We start from the raw sequence: 15,308 nt of genomic DNA on the forward strand, positions 1-15,308 counted from the left end.
TATGGATTATATCAAGACTTATATAAAAAAGTGCATCATTTTTAAATTCGCCGGTATCATAAGAGTTCTATTTTTGACTAGTGATTCAGAAACATTACATATAAAATAGCTTATTCGTATTACCTCAAAATGAGTCTTCATCTGTTTTATAATAAGTGGCCTTTATGAATTTCTTTAAAACAACAACTTTATCAACGATATTAACGTTAACTCTTGCAAACCAATCTTTTGCTGCTAATTCACCCAATAACTCCCCGGTACACGGTTTAGTGAATATGGGTGATATTACTTTTTATAATAAGCAGGACAGTATTGATCCTCCTTCTCCGAATAATTCTTTAGATAAGTTAACGCTGCCCAATACGGTACAACTTTTTGGTGGTACTGTAATTAATGTGACATGGGCACAATTGCAACCTAATCCGCCTGATGGAAACGGCAGTATTACGCTTGATACAACAAGTATTGATCAAGCACTTAGCGCCATTAATTCATACAATCAAGCCAATCCCAATGCAAAAATTACTGCTAAATTGAGGGTTTGGGCGGGATTTGCTGCTCCGGCCTGGGTAAAAAGTTTAAATGGAAATGCGCCTATAAATATTGTCGCTCAAAAAGGTAATGTAACTCAGAAGGGCACAGTGGGCCACTGGTGGGAGGAGGATTATTTAGATAATTGGACAAGCTTTTTATCAGCTTTAGCTAATGCAACTGATATAAACGGTTATACTTATGATGAAGAGCCATTGATACGCGAAATCAGTGTTACCTCTTGCGCTTCCTCTACAGATGAACCCTTTATTTCATGGGCTGATCCCAATGCGCAAAATGCGTTAATCAGTGCAGGTTATACAGATCTTGCCCAACAAAATTGTTTGTCAAATGCTATAAATCTACATTATGCTGCCTGGAAGAGCACTTGGCTTGATTTTCCTATTAGTCCATTTTTTCCTATGCAAACGGAGAGTTCAAAACCTAACTTCACTTTCTCGTACAGTGTGATGCAACAATGCGCTGGAAATGGGGCATGTATTCTCAGTAATCAGGGTTTAAATCAAGCATCGTCCATGAATAGTAATTTGCAGCAAATATATCAAAACATATTGAGCTTCGTTGTCAATGGGGCATATGCTGATTTTCAAACGGTTTCTCCCTCTGTATTGGCAGCCGACAAAAATGATAATTTGTGTTATGTTTTCAAAACCGGAGCTCAATATTCTGCACAATCGATTGAATTATGGCCTTCAGTGGCCAATTTAAATGGATTCGATACTTTATCGCGTCCACAACTTCAAATTTTGGCAGCGATATTGCAAGGCAATACAAGTGCATCATGCAATGATTTTCAGTCTATGAAAAAGTAAAAGCTATTAATAATTAGTTAAGTTTCGAGTGATACAATACAATTGTAGCGATATTAAATCTCCAAGGTTATAAATCAATTTTTTATCGCTACTTGCAATTTAGTTATTCTTGTTTCTTAAATTTCTTTGTACTTTAATATTCTTATACCAATTTCTCGTGTGGCTTTTTTTAAAATTCCAGCGTTGTTCTCGTAGCGTTCATACGTCCGACGCTTTATACGTTGGCGCTGCATGATCTAGGAGGGAGGGTCTAGAGCTTTAATGAGTTTACGCTTATTTTTAATAATAGGCTTTTTTTTATTATTTTTCATTTAGAATACTCATTCAAATATCAAGTAGACTCTAAAATGGACTTATTTTTTATAAAAATGACATCAAGAGTTTAAAGATCAAGGTTAGTGATTTATTAGAAATATGCATGATGTTCTGTTTTAATTCAAAACCGTGGAGCATATTCAATTCGTCATCTAGTAAAAGTTCAAACACGTATAAAAGTGATAAATAATGTTAGTTATTAAAAAAATTTCCCAAACGGGCGAACGCATAATCAATAGCCTTGAAGAGCATGAAATCGCTCACCTCTATAATTTATATCTCGACACTTATAAACCAATTGGTGGTCAGTTACTCACTTTTGAAGAGTTTCAAAGAGGTGTTGCTCCCCAAGATATTCCCGTGAAGTATAATTGTATCCTAATTATTGAAGATCAAAATGAAATCAATCATTGCTTTTTGCTGCGAACAACATCATTTGGAACACGAATTAGCTTTGGATTTGGGAAAAATGATAGTGCAGGGCGTGAGCAACGTTTGAATTTATTGAAAAAAATGCTCCATGAAGATCATTATACTGAAGCCAGCGGAGCAGTAGCTAAACAGTTGCTTAAGGATGATACAATAAAGCTTTTGATGATCCCGGAAAGCAATTATTACGCGAGTGTCAAAACAACCCATGGAAAAAAATTAGTTTTTGGATCGTACAAAGATGCAATTGAAATTCATCCTAAAACGAAGAGCTTTATTTTTTATTTATATGCTTATATGGCTCTTAAGTATTCTCTTGGGAATAAGCATGAAACAGATACCTTAGTGATGTATCTACAAAAGCTTCGAGAACTTTATACGCTCGTGCACGATGAAAAAAATATTCCGCAGATTTATAAATTAATCCTGTTAAGTAAGCTGGCACGTAAAATGCGTTTCTTAGATCCTGCTGTGGGAAATAAACAATTAAATCACCTCAATGATTTGTTATCTGATGCAAATATTTGTCCAGATGCACAGGGAGAGTTGTTATTATTTTCCGATAAATTATCCACAGAAGAACAACACGTTGTGGATTCAATTTTATATGAAAAGAAAATACAGTTAGAAAATAAAGTTCACCTGACTTTCTTTAAAAACTCTTTAAGTCTTACTGCGAAAGAATCTCTTTCAACGACTTATCCCTATGTAAGCTTATAAATGATGTATACCAGAAACCAGGTTTGACCTGGTTACTTTCATTTGATTGACAGGTAAAGTTGGAAGAGAAAGATAGATGTAGTTACGCTCAAGGAGTTACTGAGCGCATGATAGGATTTTGCAATGAAATCAGTGTTTCCGTCGAATGTATTTCCTCAATAAGTTGAATTTTATTCACCAAGAGCTGTTGTAACGCATCAATTGATTGACACATCACTTTAATAAAGATATTAAAATGATGACCAATAGTATAATAAGCTTCAATAACCTCTTCTAGATCTTCTAATTTTTTAAGCGCAGATTGGTAATCTTTTGCATGATTAAGCGTTATACCTATAAAACAACAAACATCATACCCTAATCGTTTGGGATTAATATGTACATGCACCCCTTCAATAATACCCGCCTGTCGCATTTTTTCTACCCGTACATGAATCGTAGCAGGGCTTACAGCATATGCCTTGGCTAATTCTGCATAAGCGGTGCGCGCATTTTTCATTAAGGCATGGAGTATTTTTTTATCAAGATTGTCGATCTGATAATTTTCTAGGTCTTTCATTGTGATTTTTTAAATATTTTTTAATAAAAATGTAATTTTATTGAATTTTATATTTAATATCTATGTTTATTTTAATTTAATAATAAAAATAATGGAAAAATTCAATATAATATAACATTCAATTATATCTGAGGTAGTATTATGAAGCAGTCCTTTATTGAAAAACAAAAGCAAATAAGCTTTGTTAAAACTTTTTTTTCACGTGAATTAGAACAAAAATTAGGTCTCGTTGAGGTACAAGGTCCATTATTAGCATGTGTGGGTGATGGGGTACAAGATAACTTATCCGGCACAGAACAAGCTGTTTCCGTGAGAGTTAAAGCCATACCTGATCGTAAGTATGAGGTTGTCCATTCACTGGCAAAATGGAAAAGAAAGTTACTAGGCGAACGTGACTTTCAAGCTGGAGATGGTATTTATACTCATATGCGTGCTTTAAGACCTGATGAAGAAGTACTAAGCGCTACCCATTCTGTTTTTGTCGATCAATGGGATTGGGAGCGAGTTATAGACGATCAGGATCGCTGTTTAAGTTATTTGAAAAAGACAGTCATTGAACTTTATGATGCAATCAAAGAAACAGAAAAAGCTGTTAGTGATCTTTATGGTTTAAATCAATTTTTACCCCAATACATACATTTTGTTTATACAGAAGAGCTGCTTGCTTTGTACCCTAATTTATCTCCAAAAGAAAGGGAACGAGAGATTACTAGAAAATATGGGGCAGTTTTTTTAATTGGGATAGGAGGTGCTTTGTCCGATGGAAAACCTCATGATGTACGTGCCCCGGATTATGATGATTGGAGCTCGGTGAATGAAGTAGGTTTAACTGGATTAAATGGGGATATTTTAGTATGGAATCCAGTACTTGAGGATGCTTTTGAACTTTCTTCTATGGGCATTAGAGTCAATGAAGCCATGTTAAAATATCAATTAGCATTAACTGGTGCCCAACATCGTTTGGATTATGATTGGCATCAGAAATTAATCTCCGGTGCTTTACCCCAAACGATTGGTGGTGGTATTGGCCAATCTCGTCTCGTGATGCTTTTTTTACAAAAGAAGCATATTGGGCAAGTACAATGTGGTGTTTGGCCTGATGAGGCTATAGAAATTTGACAAGCGATGAGTAAAAATAGAGCGTATTTCAATGTGTTGAAATATGTTTCATTTAAATTATTTATATTCTATTTAGGGTTTGCTGATTATTCATTCTAAGTTGGGTGTCGCGCACAAAGCGCAACACCTAGTTAGCCGAACCAATAACTCCTGATATGACTCTGGGTTACAAGTCAAACTGATTTGAGGGAATATTTTGTTCTGTATCAGAAAATTGAGTTACATGGGTATCCAAGCGTTTTAAAAAGCGAATCAAATTCTGTGTTCTTTTTTCCCTTGTTTGGTATTGTGAGTCTGCGGTGAGATTATTCATAGCTTCGAATACATGCTGGTTTTTTTTAATCTGAATCCCAGATGTTCCTGGACCTGTATTAATGGATAAAGTGTCCTCATCAACTTTATAAAAAGATATATTCTCTTCCGCTTTTATTGCCTTTCTAATAGGGAGATTGGCAAACCATTGCTCAAATTCAGGTTCGGGAAATAGTTGAGTATGTGTGCCTTTGATACCTGAGAAATGAATATCAATTGGCCTAAACGCAATAGAAACACCTTCCAATCCCTTCGCTTTTTGTAATGTTTTGATGTACGTATCTATTAAATTTAAAAATCCCAAAAGATGTTCTTGTCTTTCAGAACTGGATTTGGCATCGGCAGTCATGTTGTTGAAAGCGACGAAAGCTTCGCTTGATTTTTTAATTTGAATTCCAGGGGTTCCTTTGCCTTTGTTAATCGACACCGTATTATTGTCTATTTTGAATAGAATGACACCTTCCCAAAGGGTCGGGTTTTGAAGTGGAATACTCTTAAACCAATTTTTAAATTCATTATGAACAAATAGATTAACATGTGTGCCGGCAATAGGATTAAACGAAATATCCTGCATTTTAAATCTAACATAAGCATTAGTAGCCTCCGGCATTAGGTTAAATCCATTGTGTACAAGATCATGCGCTAAGTTACGAAACAATTCTGAATTTGGATATTCTTGTGTTGCTCTATCATGTTCATAACCATAGTGCTGCCGAAATAGAAAAATATGTTTTGCAATAATGGATGCAAAGGTTTCAGTAACAGGAATTGAGAAGACCGATGGGTATTGTGTTTCTAACACATGAAATAATTTTTCAGCAAAAAAAGAATTTTGTGATGCGTGTCTTAGTGACGGTGATTCACTGTAGTCTTTTACTACTTCATCTCGCCAGGTTTTGTAATCGGTATTTAAAGTGCTCTTCGCCGGAGTTGGGTTTATATGTGGCGCAGTTGGCGTTTTAAAGAGAAAATCAAAATGGCCATGGGCGTATGCGTCTTCAAATAAATTATAGACATGAGAAAGTTCTTTAAATTGTTCTGCTGCATTCGGCAATTGATTTTTATCAGGATGGACTTTAAGAGCCTTTTTTTTATAAGCTTTTTTTATTTCATCTAAAATCTTTTCTGAGGATAGATCTTGTAAGTTCTGTGAAGAAAGTTCTAATACCTTAAGAGCTGAATTCAAGTTTTGAGTATTAATAAACTGATCGGTAAACGGCATTAAAATGTCCTTAATAAAATTTAAACGACAAATAATAGCATAGGTTGATCTATTTTGAATCAGAAAGTTATAAAAATTGTTCATAATAATTTTTTAGATCCAGAAAAGATTGTTGTACTGTTTGATAGCTATTTTAGATTCTGACATGGGGTAGGAGCGTTCTGGATGGCATCCAGTTTTATAGAGATCATTCTATCTCCCATTGCATGAAGATGAGTTTAAAATCATCAGACCAATCAGTCCATTCATGTTTTTCAAATGCTTTGACATAAACGAAATCACCTGGATTAACCAGTACTTTTTGGTTGGTACTACCATGCCGAAATTGAGCAGTGCCCGATACTACGAAATGAATTTCATTTTTATATCCAGGATTGATGTGTTCAAAAGGAGGATTTTTATCGGGTACTACTATTCCCACTGTAACCTTATTCTCCTCCAGAATTCGGATGGCTCCTGGATTGGGTGCGGGCAACATTTTCAAAATATCCGTGTCGCGGATAATACGTGCGAGATCAGCTTCTTCAGGAGCTTGTAAATATTGTTGCATAAATGCAAATATTTCTTGTTGATATTCTAGAATATTGTGTGATGAACTAATAAATTGAGCGATATCAGGTCTGGGACGTGAAATGGCAGTTAATTGGTGAGGTGTTATAAATGAATTTTGGGGAGAATGAATAATCATACACGGATGTTGATGGCTCATCGTTAAATAATTGCTAAGTACTTTGGGATGAATCAAAATTATTGCTTTAAATGCATGAATCTTGTTTGATATATTCCATCCCAATTCGCATTGATTTCCCAATGCAATAAGTACGGTCTTATTTTTTTGAGCAATGTCTTCAAGCGCGCTAACGAGACAATCCTGAAACTCTATAATTTCTAAGTTCTTATTGTTTTTTAATAAGGTAATAAGTTCATCGGCTTGTGCCAGCGCATGGTCTTTTAAAATTATTATTTTACTCATGCTATTTCTGCTACTTAATCCAAGTTTCATGCAAATGTCGCCAAAGCAATGGTTGTTTCGGATTGTTCGTCGGAACAAAAATTGCAGTGGATAAGCGTCTCAAATGCTCGTTTTCAGGGAGCCGTTGTAATTCTTCATAGCTCACGATAACATTATCCGCGCAAGAAAAGATCTCTTTAAATTGTTCGATTTTAATGGTTACCTCAGGACGCGAACCTGCTGCATTAAGATACCAAGTGCTAAGCCATACATAATCTCTTAAGATTCCATCGGGCTGGATTATAGTAAAATTCGGATGAAAATAACTTAAAAAAGGCAATCGCTCTTCATTAACCATTTTTTGTGAAATAAATCCTGTATTTGGACATGAAGTTCAACGACTTCTTGATAAGCTTGTTTAAATTGGTTCTGCAGGGATGTATTTTGCATGTCTAGAGTCTAATTTAGGTACAATTTCTACATTATAGCCTAAAGTCATTAAGTTAATGAGAGTTCGATATAAAAGGAAAAAAATTTATGTTGTTTCAAACGTTCTCATGTACCAGTTGTTTTTGCCTTTTCTTGCACGTAAAAGTCATTTATTTTTCTATACCTTTTAAATTTTCTGTGCGTTTGGGCCAGGTAAAATGGAATACAGCACCTTGGTCTTTGGCGGATTCGACCCATATATTCGAGCCATGGGTTTCAACAATTTTTTTTGCGATACTAAGTCCTACTCCGCAACTTTCGAAAATATCACGAGGTTGCAGCGTTTGAAAAAGTTGAAAAATTCGATCTTGATAGGCACTTTCTATTCCCGGCCCATCATCAGCAACAAAAAACTCATAGTAACGTTTTTTTTCAACAACGCCCACTTTAATGTGCCCCTTATGAAGATGATGATGTTTTACACTATTATCAATTAGTTCATAAAGAACTTCTTGTAATGGTGTTTTTTCTGCTTTGATAGGAAAAGAGCATCGATCGCAATGAATATCGAAATCGTTTGCAGTATCTACTTTATGAGCAACATTACTTACTAATTCGGGAAAGTTAATTGTCTCAATTTTTGAATGTATCACCCCAGCTTGAGCATATTTTAATAGCCCATCCAATAAATTCGACATTCGATAAGCGCGCTGCCTTAAAAAGGTCAGATATTTTCGAGACTGAGGGGTCAGTTGGTTTTCGGTATCTTCTTCAATCCATGAAACCAGATGTTCTATTGCGGGTAATGGTGATTTTAAATCATGAGACGCTAAATAAACAAAGCGCTCTAATTCATCTTCTGCATTTTTAACTAAAATTAAATTTGCAATTCGTGCTTTAAGCTCTTGAGTTGAAAAAGGTTTTGTCATGTAGTCTTGGGCGCCTTCTTGGAGTATGCGCACACGAAGATCATCATCTGCTTTCGCAGTGACAATCATAATAGGGGTGGAAATCAAGGAGGAATGCTTTCTTATAGCATGAACCATTTCGATTCCATTCATATTAGGCATCATGATATCACTGATAATTACATGGGGAAGCAGCTCGATCGCTTTGTCTAAACCTTCTTTACCGTCTTGAGCACAGGTAATGCGGTAATCTTTACTTAAAATGTCACATAAAAATTCATTCATTGCTAAATTATCTTCTACTATTAAAATCAGAGGGCTGTTGGCATTTTTTACCCCTTTTGTTTGCAGGACTCTGGTTTTTAGTTGTTTTTTTACATAACGAGGTATTTCAAGCATTCCTAATGGGGGTTGTTTAGGATGTACTAGTTGGTTTTCCGGGGCTTTTAGTGGAATTTGAATGACAAAAAGTGCACCACCTAATTTTGATTGCTGCACATTAATCGTACCTTTATGTAACGCCACAAAATCTTTTACAATTGCTAATCCTAAACCAGTACCTGCTGAATGATACAAGCTTTCCTCCATTTGGAAGAAACGTTCAAAAATTGCCTCTTTAAATTGCGAAGGGATTCCAGGGCCATTATCTTCAATACAAAATTCGGCATAATTATTTTTTTGTATAATTTGAGCTTTATTTTGCCATGAATTGGATTAAATTTAATTGAATTGGAGAGCAGGTTAAGGATGACACGCTCCATTTTTTCACCATCAATCTGAATGAAGAGCTCTTTAGGTAAATCACAAGAAACTTGAAATTTTTTCGCTTCAATATCTGCTTCAAATAAAGATAATACTTTTCTAATAAGGCGCACAAAATCAATATTGTAATAACTGATTTCTAATTTTGCTGCATCAAATTTTGCAATATCTAATAAATCATTCACATGTTTTGATAAGAGAAGAGCATTCTCTTTTATTAAGCGTAATTTTTTTGTTTGTGAGGGTGTTAGTGGTTTATCTCGTAATAATGTATCGATTGGTCCTAAAATTAACATCAGCGGTGTGCGTAATTCATGACTAATGTTTGCAAAAAATTGAGTTTTCATTTGATCCAATAAGGCTAAGTGACTATTTACCTCTTGCAATTGTTTATTTACTGTCTGAATTTCCTGGGCGCGTTGATAAATTTCGATTTCCATTTCTCCGGCTCGGGTACGAAGTTCTTCCATAATTTTTAGTTGTTCAGAACGAGATTTTTTTAATTGAATGTATTCTGTAACATCTTCAACTCGGTGGATAATATATTTAACTCGGTTACGGGCATCTAAAACAGGTAAATTAATTGGACTCCAATACCGTTCCTCATATCCACCTCCTTTTTCTCGCGGAAGACGAATATCGTATTTTTGAATTGCCATGGTGTCATGGGTTTTATTTTTTAAGACTCTATTTAATGAGGCACGTAAATTAATTTCTCCTGTCGCGTGGGGATCTTCTGGATTATCTGGAAATGCTTTAAATATATTCTTACCTATAATTTGTTCTCTAGTAACCATTGTAGAGCGCAGATAATTATTACTTGCCGCAATAATCGTAAAATTCTTATCTAAAATAAGATAAAGACCCGGGATCGATTCAAAAATTACTTTAAAGTCAACTTCTCCTTTTTTATTTTCCATCTGTGATCCCTCTTATTGCTTGTATGTTTTAAGTATAAAATATTTACAATATTTTTAAAGTAAATGCAGTTTGATGATTAGATGGATTTGTTGAAACTAAAGAGAATTTTTGAATAATTAGGGGGGGCGATGATTTTTAATGCAATTTTTCATAAGCTCGGAGCTTTTGCTCCGAGCTGACTCTTTATTTTGCAGGAACTTCTTTCCACCAATTGGTTTTGGTTTCTGTTGCCCAGTGACCTTCACGCATACGAGCAACAAAGGCTTCAGCTTTTTCAGGAGATGATGTTTTTGGATCTAATTGAATGCACCAATCCCATTCACCTGTTGTAGACCACATTTTTTGTACGCCATCCCATTTTGCCATTTCATTCATAGCAGACATAGGTTTGTTACTTTTCATAAAAATTACACTATTCCATGCATCCATTATTACTGTCCTTATAAAAAATTTTATTTAAAATAAGCTTGGAGTAATTCAAGCTTATTAAGAATAGAATACTTCTAGAATTCTTTCCATGGATGGCACAAGTTTTTATGATCAATTGTAATACTTATAATATGGGGAAAGTATCTAAACTATTTGCTGGTGTCTGCCAATAATAAGATAGCTTCAAAAATCGGGTAAGTGTGAGACAATCGCTTTGCGGGCCGCAGCAAAGTGATAATTATCCCAGACAATATTTATTTGTAATACATCTTTATCCAAAGCATCATTGTAGGCTGCTAACCCGATCAATAAGTGAGAAAATTTAATTTTTTTAAACTGAGCGATGCTTTCAAGTAAAGTCAATCGTTCAATTTTCGATCCACTAAGATCATCTCCTAACTCATCATTGAGGCCATGAAACTTCTCTCGAAACCACTCCTCTAAGGGATGGTTGCATATAAAGACGTGCGATATTTGAAAACCACCCGCGGCGCGTGTGTCGAGGACTTGCTTTATATTTATGCATTTTGAGTTTTTTTTGATGTATTCAAAAGCTTCAGCGAATAAAGGAGTTAACTGAAAGGTTTGTACCTGCATCAGGGCTCGTAATTCGATTAATGATTTTCTTACATGGTCATTCTTTTCATTTTCTTTTTGTTCATCGATTGTCTTTATCATACTGTGCAGACAGGTAGCATTTGTATGTTCCTCGTGAATTATTTTTTTAAAGTTTTCCGGAAATCATTGGGTAATGATAGGGCTTGTTGACTGCCTAATATCTCTAATAAACGCTGCTCAAATATAGTTTTATCTAATTCATTATATAATGGCGCAGCTTTTATAAACAGATTGGCATGTTCTTCTTCCAGATGTTCTTGAAGCATTCTATATGTCCACCCCTCAACTGTGGGGAGGTCGCTTGCTTCAACCATACCCCCACCTGGTAATTGATAGAGGCCATGACGTTTTGCAAAGCGAATTTGTCCTTTCGCATCAACATTTATTCTATCTACAGCCTCATTGAAAAGCTTCCTGAACATTTGAATTTGAATTGGATATAATTGATTTACTGGTGGATGATTAATATCGAGTTGATCTAAATTAAAGGTGCCTTCTTGGCCAGTTTTTTTAAGATGTTCTTTTTGAGCAGTACGGAATTTTTCCCAAATTTGAGGAGTATATTCAGAGATGGGTTTTTTTAATCTCATTTGTCCTGGCGAACCAAATTCAAACCAATCGCATAACTCAGCATCAATGTCCATTTTATAGAAATCAAACAAAATATCAAAAAATTGTTGATTTTCGATTCGGTTTAAAACATCGGCATAGTTAATTAATGTTGCAGTATAACATAATACTTTATAGTGTTCCTTTGCGTCACCTTTAGATATTATGTGCCCAGATAATTTTTGTACGGCACTAAGTGCATCTAGCAGCATAACTCTTCTTCTTAGAGCATTTGTATTTTTATAGTGGAGCAACATGGGTTCAATGTCACTAAATAGTTGTATCTGAGAAGACATATTTATTCCTAAGCCTATTTAAGGGGTATTGTGATTTAGGGCTGCATAACACTTAATCAATTATCTTAAGCATTTGCTCGAGCAGGAAAGAAAATAAGGTGTTCTTTTTTTATTATTTTAGTTAAGTATTCTAAAGCTACAGTAATTTTTGCGTGTTCGTCAAAAAACTCAATAATTATAGGAAGAGAAAAGGGTATTTCTAGAAAAGAACCATTATGGACATTTGTTTCACCAAAGCCACTAATAGCGCGAAAAACACTTATCCCGCGAATTTTGGCTTCATTTTGCAGATAATTTAAAATAGAAGGAATATTTTCGGCTCGTTCTAAGGTATAAATTCGTACTACGGTAATTTCTACAGTTGGAATCTTAATTTCGCTTGTCATGCTCCCTCCCTTTACAGCACTAATGAACGCGTCCTCATTTTCATCAAGTATACCAAACACAAGATTTTATTCAGAACATTTAAAAATAAAAATTAGTTTCTAAAAGTGCATTTGCAAATTTAGCTCATGCTCTATAATACGTTGTTTGCAGTAGTTTTGGAAAAAATTGCTGTTTACTGTAAAGTTAATGTTTACCTACACTAGCAAAAATTTTAATCTGCATAAATGATTTAAAAAAGGTATTCCATGAAAAGGATATTTAAAGTCTCAAAAAATGAGATTAATTTACCTGTCATCGTGATTGTTATCAGTGTATTAATTGGTATTTATCATATTTTTTCTTATTTGATTCCTTTTACAAGTCATGCTTTTGTGGTGACTAATGTGACACCTGTTGCAGCAGATGTTTCCGGTTTTATTACTAAGATTTATGTACATAATGGGAGTATGGTCAAAAAAGATCAGCCGTTATTTGAGGTTTATCAGAAACCTTATTGTTTAGCGTATGAATACGCAAAAGCACGGCATGAAGAAGCAATAGAGTCTCTCAAAGTGATTAATCGGCAAACACAAAAAACTGAAACATTATTAGCTGCTGCAAAATATGCTTACGAAAAAGCAAAGTTTGAATATCAATTAAAAAAAGCACCTAGTGTTCGCGAGGCATTGTCAAAACTTGAAGTGCGCACGCTTGATTATGACTTGCATTCGTTGGAACAAAAGATGGATTCACTCAAAAAGCAAATTGCTATTGAAGATCAGCAAATCATTCAGCAAAGAAAACTCATTAAAGCACTCAAAGCAGAAAAACATAATGCTCGCGTTAACCTTGACTTAACTACAGTCAGAGCTCCGACTGATGGCGTAGTTGATAATCTTTATATTGGTCCAGGAACACCAGTTAAAATTCATGAACCCTTATTCTCATTTATTGATACGTCAAAGTGGTGGGTACAAGCAAATTTATATGAAACTGACTTACGTCGCGTAAGGCCTGGTGATAAAGTGTACATAATACTTCGTATGTATTATTTTAATAAAATCTTTCATGGGCGAATAGTCAATACTATATGGGCTGCGGACCGGCAAACAACTGATCCACGGACGCAGCAGCAGAAAGTAGGCAGTAACAATCAATGGCTTTTGGAGCCACAACGTTTTCCAATCCAGATAGAAATTCTTGATCCGGATCCTGAATATCCTCTTCATCCTGGTGCTAGCGCCTATGTTTATATCAAGACTCACCCACATCATTGAAGCCTATGATCCTTACGGAAATCACCGTGTGAATGGAATGAAAGCCGCTTATGTTTTATTGATTCTTTTTGCGGTTAATTTCGTTTTTTCCATTCCCAACCCTTACTTTTATTATTTTTATATTCCGCTAACTGCAATGGCTGCCGAAGTAGTGGGTGAAACAATGAAGAAAAAAAACTTACTGCTTTTTTATTGTATATTATGGTCTGCTATTAGTGCGTTTCTTTTTGATATTTTTTCTATTACCCCCTTTTTTCCTGTTTTTGCATTTTTTTATTCGTTTCTGCTGTACTTAATTGCTATTAAAAGCAGAATGCATACCATTGTCATTGCCCCTGTTGCATTAAGTTTGGGCGCTTATTCATTATTGTATGGAGATATTAATACGAGTGTTTATGCAGTTCTAAATAATTGCTTAAACACTTTTATTGCAATGGCAGTAGTCTTTGCTGCATTAGCTTTTTTTCCTCGCAGCTATTATTATCGTCTTTGGTTAAGATCATTATTATTATTGATGGCACAAATTACGGAACATTTATCCTTAATGGTTGCCAATCAAAGAATTATTTTTGATCCTGTCCGCGGTCATACGACTCATTTAGTACGCTATGCCAGGATGTTGCCTCGTTCTTTTCCACTGCGTTCGATTTGGAAGATTAATTTACTTATGAATCAACTGCATTTACTTGTTAGTGTTACGGAGGCTGAGGCTATTATGATGGATAGTGAAAAAATTAACTTATTTATTCAAAAGCTCCATGTTTTTAAAGAAGCTATTGAAAAAGAACGGCCTTGTGATTTAGCCGAAACGCCTTGGGTTATTTTAAATAAATTAGTACATTCTTGGAATTATCTGTGTTTAAAAATATAGATTATCGAAAAACACGAGCACTTCAGATTTGTCTTGTTTTTGCCACCGCTTTAGCAGTCCAAAGGGTGATGGGATATTCTCATGCAGGATGGATAGGTTTTGCTGTAATGATGATTTATGCGGGTTTTGATAAGGGGGCAAGCTTATTACGTACTACCCACCGATTTTGGGGGGCTGTTTTGGGATTGCTTCTGTCTTATTTTTTGTGGGTTATGGGGCAAATAGATTTTCGTTTAATTTTGATTGTTATTCCTTTTATCGTGTTTATGGCATATTTTTCTTTAGGTAAACTTTATGCGTTTCCAACTATTTTTACAGTGACTTTGACCTCGTTAGGCACTGATTATTATGGAGGGAATAATTACGCTGTGCCTAACTTCTTTTTTGATTATCTGTTGTCCACCGTCGTTGCTTTTTTATTGTGTTTCATGTTTGAGTTTTTCGTATTTCGCGGCAGCCAATTATCACGCAAATTTTATCTTGATTTACAAAAAAGAATTATTACCCGTTTAAATAAACTCTTTCATATAGTGATCCAACGACCCATGCGCGATAGTACTTATTTACAAGTAAGTATTGCATTGAACACAAACATATTGGATTTGTATGCTTTTGTTGATGCAGCAAAGCATGAGACTCATCCAGAAATAAATTTTCTTGAAGAATTGTCTTTTTTCAGCTCAGTGGTACAACAAGCTTATCATAATATACGTAGATTATTTGTTTTATCACCTCATCGTAATGAATTATTGGAATTAGAAACTCAAAACATACTCCAGCAGCTTGCACGAGAAAACCAAAGCCAAAGGAAAAAATACATTGGAGAGTAA

The 15,308-nt window shown here is 34.9% G+C and carries 16 protein-coding genes; 6 read left to right on the forward strand and 10 right to left on the reverse strand.

What is annotated here, in order from left to right:
- Positions 1 to 164 precede the first annotated feature (164 nt).
- Positions 165 to 1,364, forward strand: a complete 1,200-nt coding sequence (locus EL220_RS03370) for a hypothetical protein (RefSeq protein ID WP_232002593.1) — start codon at positions 165 to 167, stop codon at positions 1,362 to 1,364.
- A gap of 504 nt (positions 1,365 to 1,868) precedes the next feature.
- Entirely contained in the window at positions 1,869 to 2,828 is a 960-nt protein-coding gene (locus EL220_RS03375; RefSeq protein WP_027271460.1) for a hypothetical protein, read from the forward strand.
- An 88-nt stretch (positions 2,829 to 2,916) separates the two neighbouring features.
- Here the strand turns inward: EL220_RS03375 and asnC are convergent, their stop codons facing one another.
- The gene (gene asnC, locus EL220_RS03380) at positions 2,917 to 3,387 is read right to left on the reverse strand and encodes a transcriptional regulator AsnC (RefSeq protein ID WP_027271461.1); all 471 of its coding nucleotides are present in this window, start codon (positions 3,385 to 3,387) and stop codon (positions 2,917 to 2,919) included.
- A gap of 141 nt (positions 3,388 to 3,528) precedes the next feature.
- Here asnC and asnA point away from each other — a divergent pair, with 141 nt between their 5' ends.
- On the forward strand, positions 3,529 to 4,506 hold the full coding sequence (gene asnA / locus EL220_RS03385; RefSeq protein WP_027271462.1) for an aspartate--ammonia ligase: 978 nt from the start codon (positions 3,529 to 3,531) through the stop codon (positions 4,504 to 4,506).
- Positions 4,507 to 4,672: 166 nt separating this feature from the next.
- Here asnA and EL220_RS03390 read toward each other — a convergent pair whose 3' ends face one another.
- The 9 genes from EL220_RS03390 to EL220_RS03420 form a co-directional block, all read right to left on the reverse strand.
- Entirely contained in the window at positions 4,673 to 6,040 is a 1,368-nt protein-coding gene (locus EL220_RS03390; protein ID WP_027271463.1) for a DnaJ domain-containing protein, read from the reverse strand.
- Between the two features lie 187 nt (positions 6,041 to 6,227).
- A complete protein-coding gene (locus EL220_RS03395) occupies positions 6,228 to 7,013 on the reverse strand; it encodes a cupin domain-containing protein (RefSeq protein ID WP_027271464.1) in 786 nt (261 codons plus the stop codon).
- A gap of 10 nt (positions 7,014 to 7,023) precedes the next feature.
- Entirely contained in the window at positions 7,024 to 7,350 is a 327-nt protein-coding gene (locus EL220_RS03400) for a hypothetical protein (protein WP_232002594.1), read from the reverse strand.
- A gap of 241 nt (positions 7,351 to 7,591) precedes the next feature.
- Positions 7,592 to 8,983 (reverse strand): ATP-binding protein, encoded by a 1,392-nt coding sequence (locus EL220_RS18525; RefSeq protein ID WP_331852663.1) that lies wholly within the window; start codon positions 8,981 to 8,983, stop codon positions 7,592 to 7,594.
- Entirely contained in the window at positions 8,878 to 10,011 is a 1,134-nt protein-coding gene (locus tag EL220_RS18530) for a histidine kinase dimerization/phospho-acceptor domain-containing protein (RefSeq protein ID WP_232002595.1), read from the reverse strand. The genes EL220_RS18525 and EL220_RS18530 overlap by 106 nt, the downstream gene beginning before the upstream one ends.
- Positions 10,012 to 10,195: 184 nt before the next feature.
- Positions 10,196 to 10,441 carry a hypothetical protein gene (locus EL220_RS03410; protein WP_027271467.1) on the reverse strand — a complete coding sequence of 82 codons (246 nt, stop codon included), beginning with the start codon at positions 10,439 to 10,441 and terminating at the stop codon, positions 10,196 to 10,198.
- A 183-nt stretch (positions 10,442 to 10,624) separates the two neighbouring features.
- Positions 10,625 to 11,119: a hypothetical protein gene (locus EL220_RS18535; RefSeq protein ID WP_232002596.1), complete on the reverse strand. Its 495-nt coding sequence runs from the start codon at positions 11,117 to 11,119 to the stop codon at positions 10,625 to 10,627.
- Positions 11,120 to 11,157: 38 nt separating this feature from the next.
- Positions 11,158 to 11,964 carry a hypothetical protein gene (locus EL220_RS18540; RefSeq protein WP_232002597.1) on the reverse strand — a complete coding sequence of 269 codons (807 nt, stop codon included), beginning with the start codon at positions 11,962 to 11,964 and terminating at the stop codon, positions 11,158 to 11,160.
- Between the two features lie 65 nt (positions 11,965 to 12,029).
- Positions 12,030 to 12,350, reverse strand: coding sequence for a DUF190 domain-containing protein (locus EL220_RS03420; protein WP_027271469.1), 321 nt, complete (start codon positions 12,348 to 12,350; stop codon positions 12,030 to 12,032).
- Between the two features lie 246 nt (positions 12,351 to 12,596).
- Between EL220_RS03420 and EL220_RS03425 the strand changes: the two genes are divergently transcribed.
- From EL220_RS03425 to EL220_RS03435, 3 genes are read left to right on the forward strand one after another with little or no spacing between them, the layout of a single operon-like run.
- Complete coding sequence (locus EL220_RS03425; RefSeq protein WP_035906179.1) at positions 12,597 to 13,607, forward strand: HlyD family secretion protein; 1,011 nt, start codon at positions 12,597 to 12,599, stop codon at positions 13,605 to 13,607.
- Entirely contained in the window at positions 13,576 to 14,478 is a 903-nt protein-coding gene (locus EL220_RS03430; RefSeq protein ID WP_027271471.1) for a hypothetical protein, read from the forward strand. The genes EL220_RS03425 and EL220_RS03430 overlap by 32 nt, the downstream gene beginning before the upstream one ends.
- Positions 14,463 to 15,308, forward strand: a complete 846-nt coding sequence (locus EL220_RS03435; RefSeq protein ID WP_232002598.1) for an FUSC family protein — start codon at positions 14,463 to 14,465, stop codon at positions 15,306 to 15,308. Before EL220_RS03430 ends, EL220_RS03435 begins: the two co-directional genes overlap by 16 nt.

The sequence above is a fragment of the Legionella sainthelensi genome, assembly GCF_900637685.1.
Classification (GTDB): domain Bacteria; phylum Pseudomonadota; class Gammaproteobacteria; order Legionellales; family Legionellaceae; genus Legionella; species Legionella sainthelensi.

Bases quoted from the DNA above. Each gene is read 5' to 3' on its own strand.
- EL220_RS03370 (WP_232002593.1), top strand. From the start codon at position 165: ATGAATTTCTTTAAAACAACAACTTTATCAACGATATTAACGTTAACT.
- EL220_RS03375 (WP_027271460.1), top strand. From the start codon at position 1,869: ATGTTAGTTATTAAAAAAATTTCCCAAACGGGCGAACGCATAATCAAT.
- asnC (WP_027271461.1), bottom strand. From the start codon at position 3,387: ATGAAAGACCTAGAAAATTATCAGATCGACAATCTTGATAAAAAAATA.
- asnA (WP_027271462.1), top strand. From the start codon at position 3,529: ATGAAGCAGTCCTTTATTGAAAAACAAAAGCAAATAAGCTTTGTTAAA.
- EL220_RS03390 (WP_027271463.1), bottom strand. From the start codon at position 6,040: ATGCCGTTTACCGATCAGTTTATTAATACTCAAAACTTGAATTCAGCT.
- EL220_RS03395 (WP_027271464.1), bottom strand. From the start codon at position 7,013: ATGAGTAAAATAATAATTTTAAAAGACCATGCGCTGGCACAAGCCGAT.
- EL220_RS03400 (WP_232002594.1), bottom strand. From the start codon at position 7,350: ATGGTTAATGAAGAGCGATTGCCTTTTTTAAGTTATTTTCATCCGAAT.
- EL220_RS18530 (WP_232002595.1), bottom strand. From the start codon at position 10,011: ATGGAAAATAAAAAAGGAGAAGTTGACTTTAAAGTAATTTTTGAATCG.
- EL220_RS03410 (WP_027271467.1), bottom strand. From the start codon at position 10,441: ATGGATGCATGGAATAGTGTAATTTTTATGAAAAGTAACAAACCTATG.
- EL220_RS18535 (WP_232002596.1), bottom strand. From the start codon at position 11,119: ATGATAAAGACAATCGATGAACAAAAAGAAAATGAAAAGAATGACCAT.
- EL220_RS18540 (WP_232002597.1), bottom strand. From the start codon at position 11,964: ATGTCTTCTCAGATACAACTATTTAGTGACATTGAACCCATGTTGCTC.
- EL220_RS03420 (WP_027271469.1), bottom strand. From the start codon at position 12,350: ATGACAAGCGAAATTAAGATTCCAACTGTAGAAATTACCGTAGTACGA.
- EL220_RS03425 (WP_035906179.1), top strand. From the start codon at position 12,597: ATGAAAAGGATATTTAAAGTCTCAAAAAATGAGATTAATTTACCTGTC.
- EL220_RS03430 (WP_027271471.1), top strand. From the start codon at position 13,576: ATGTTTATATCAAGACTCACCCACATCATTGAAGCCTATGATCCTTAC.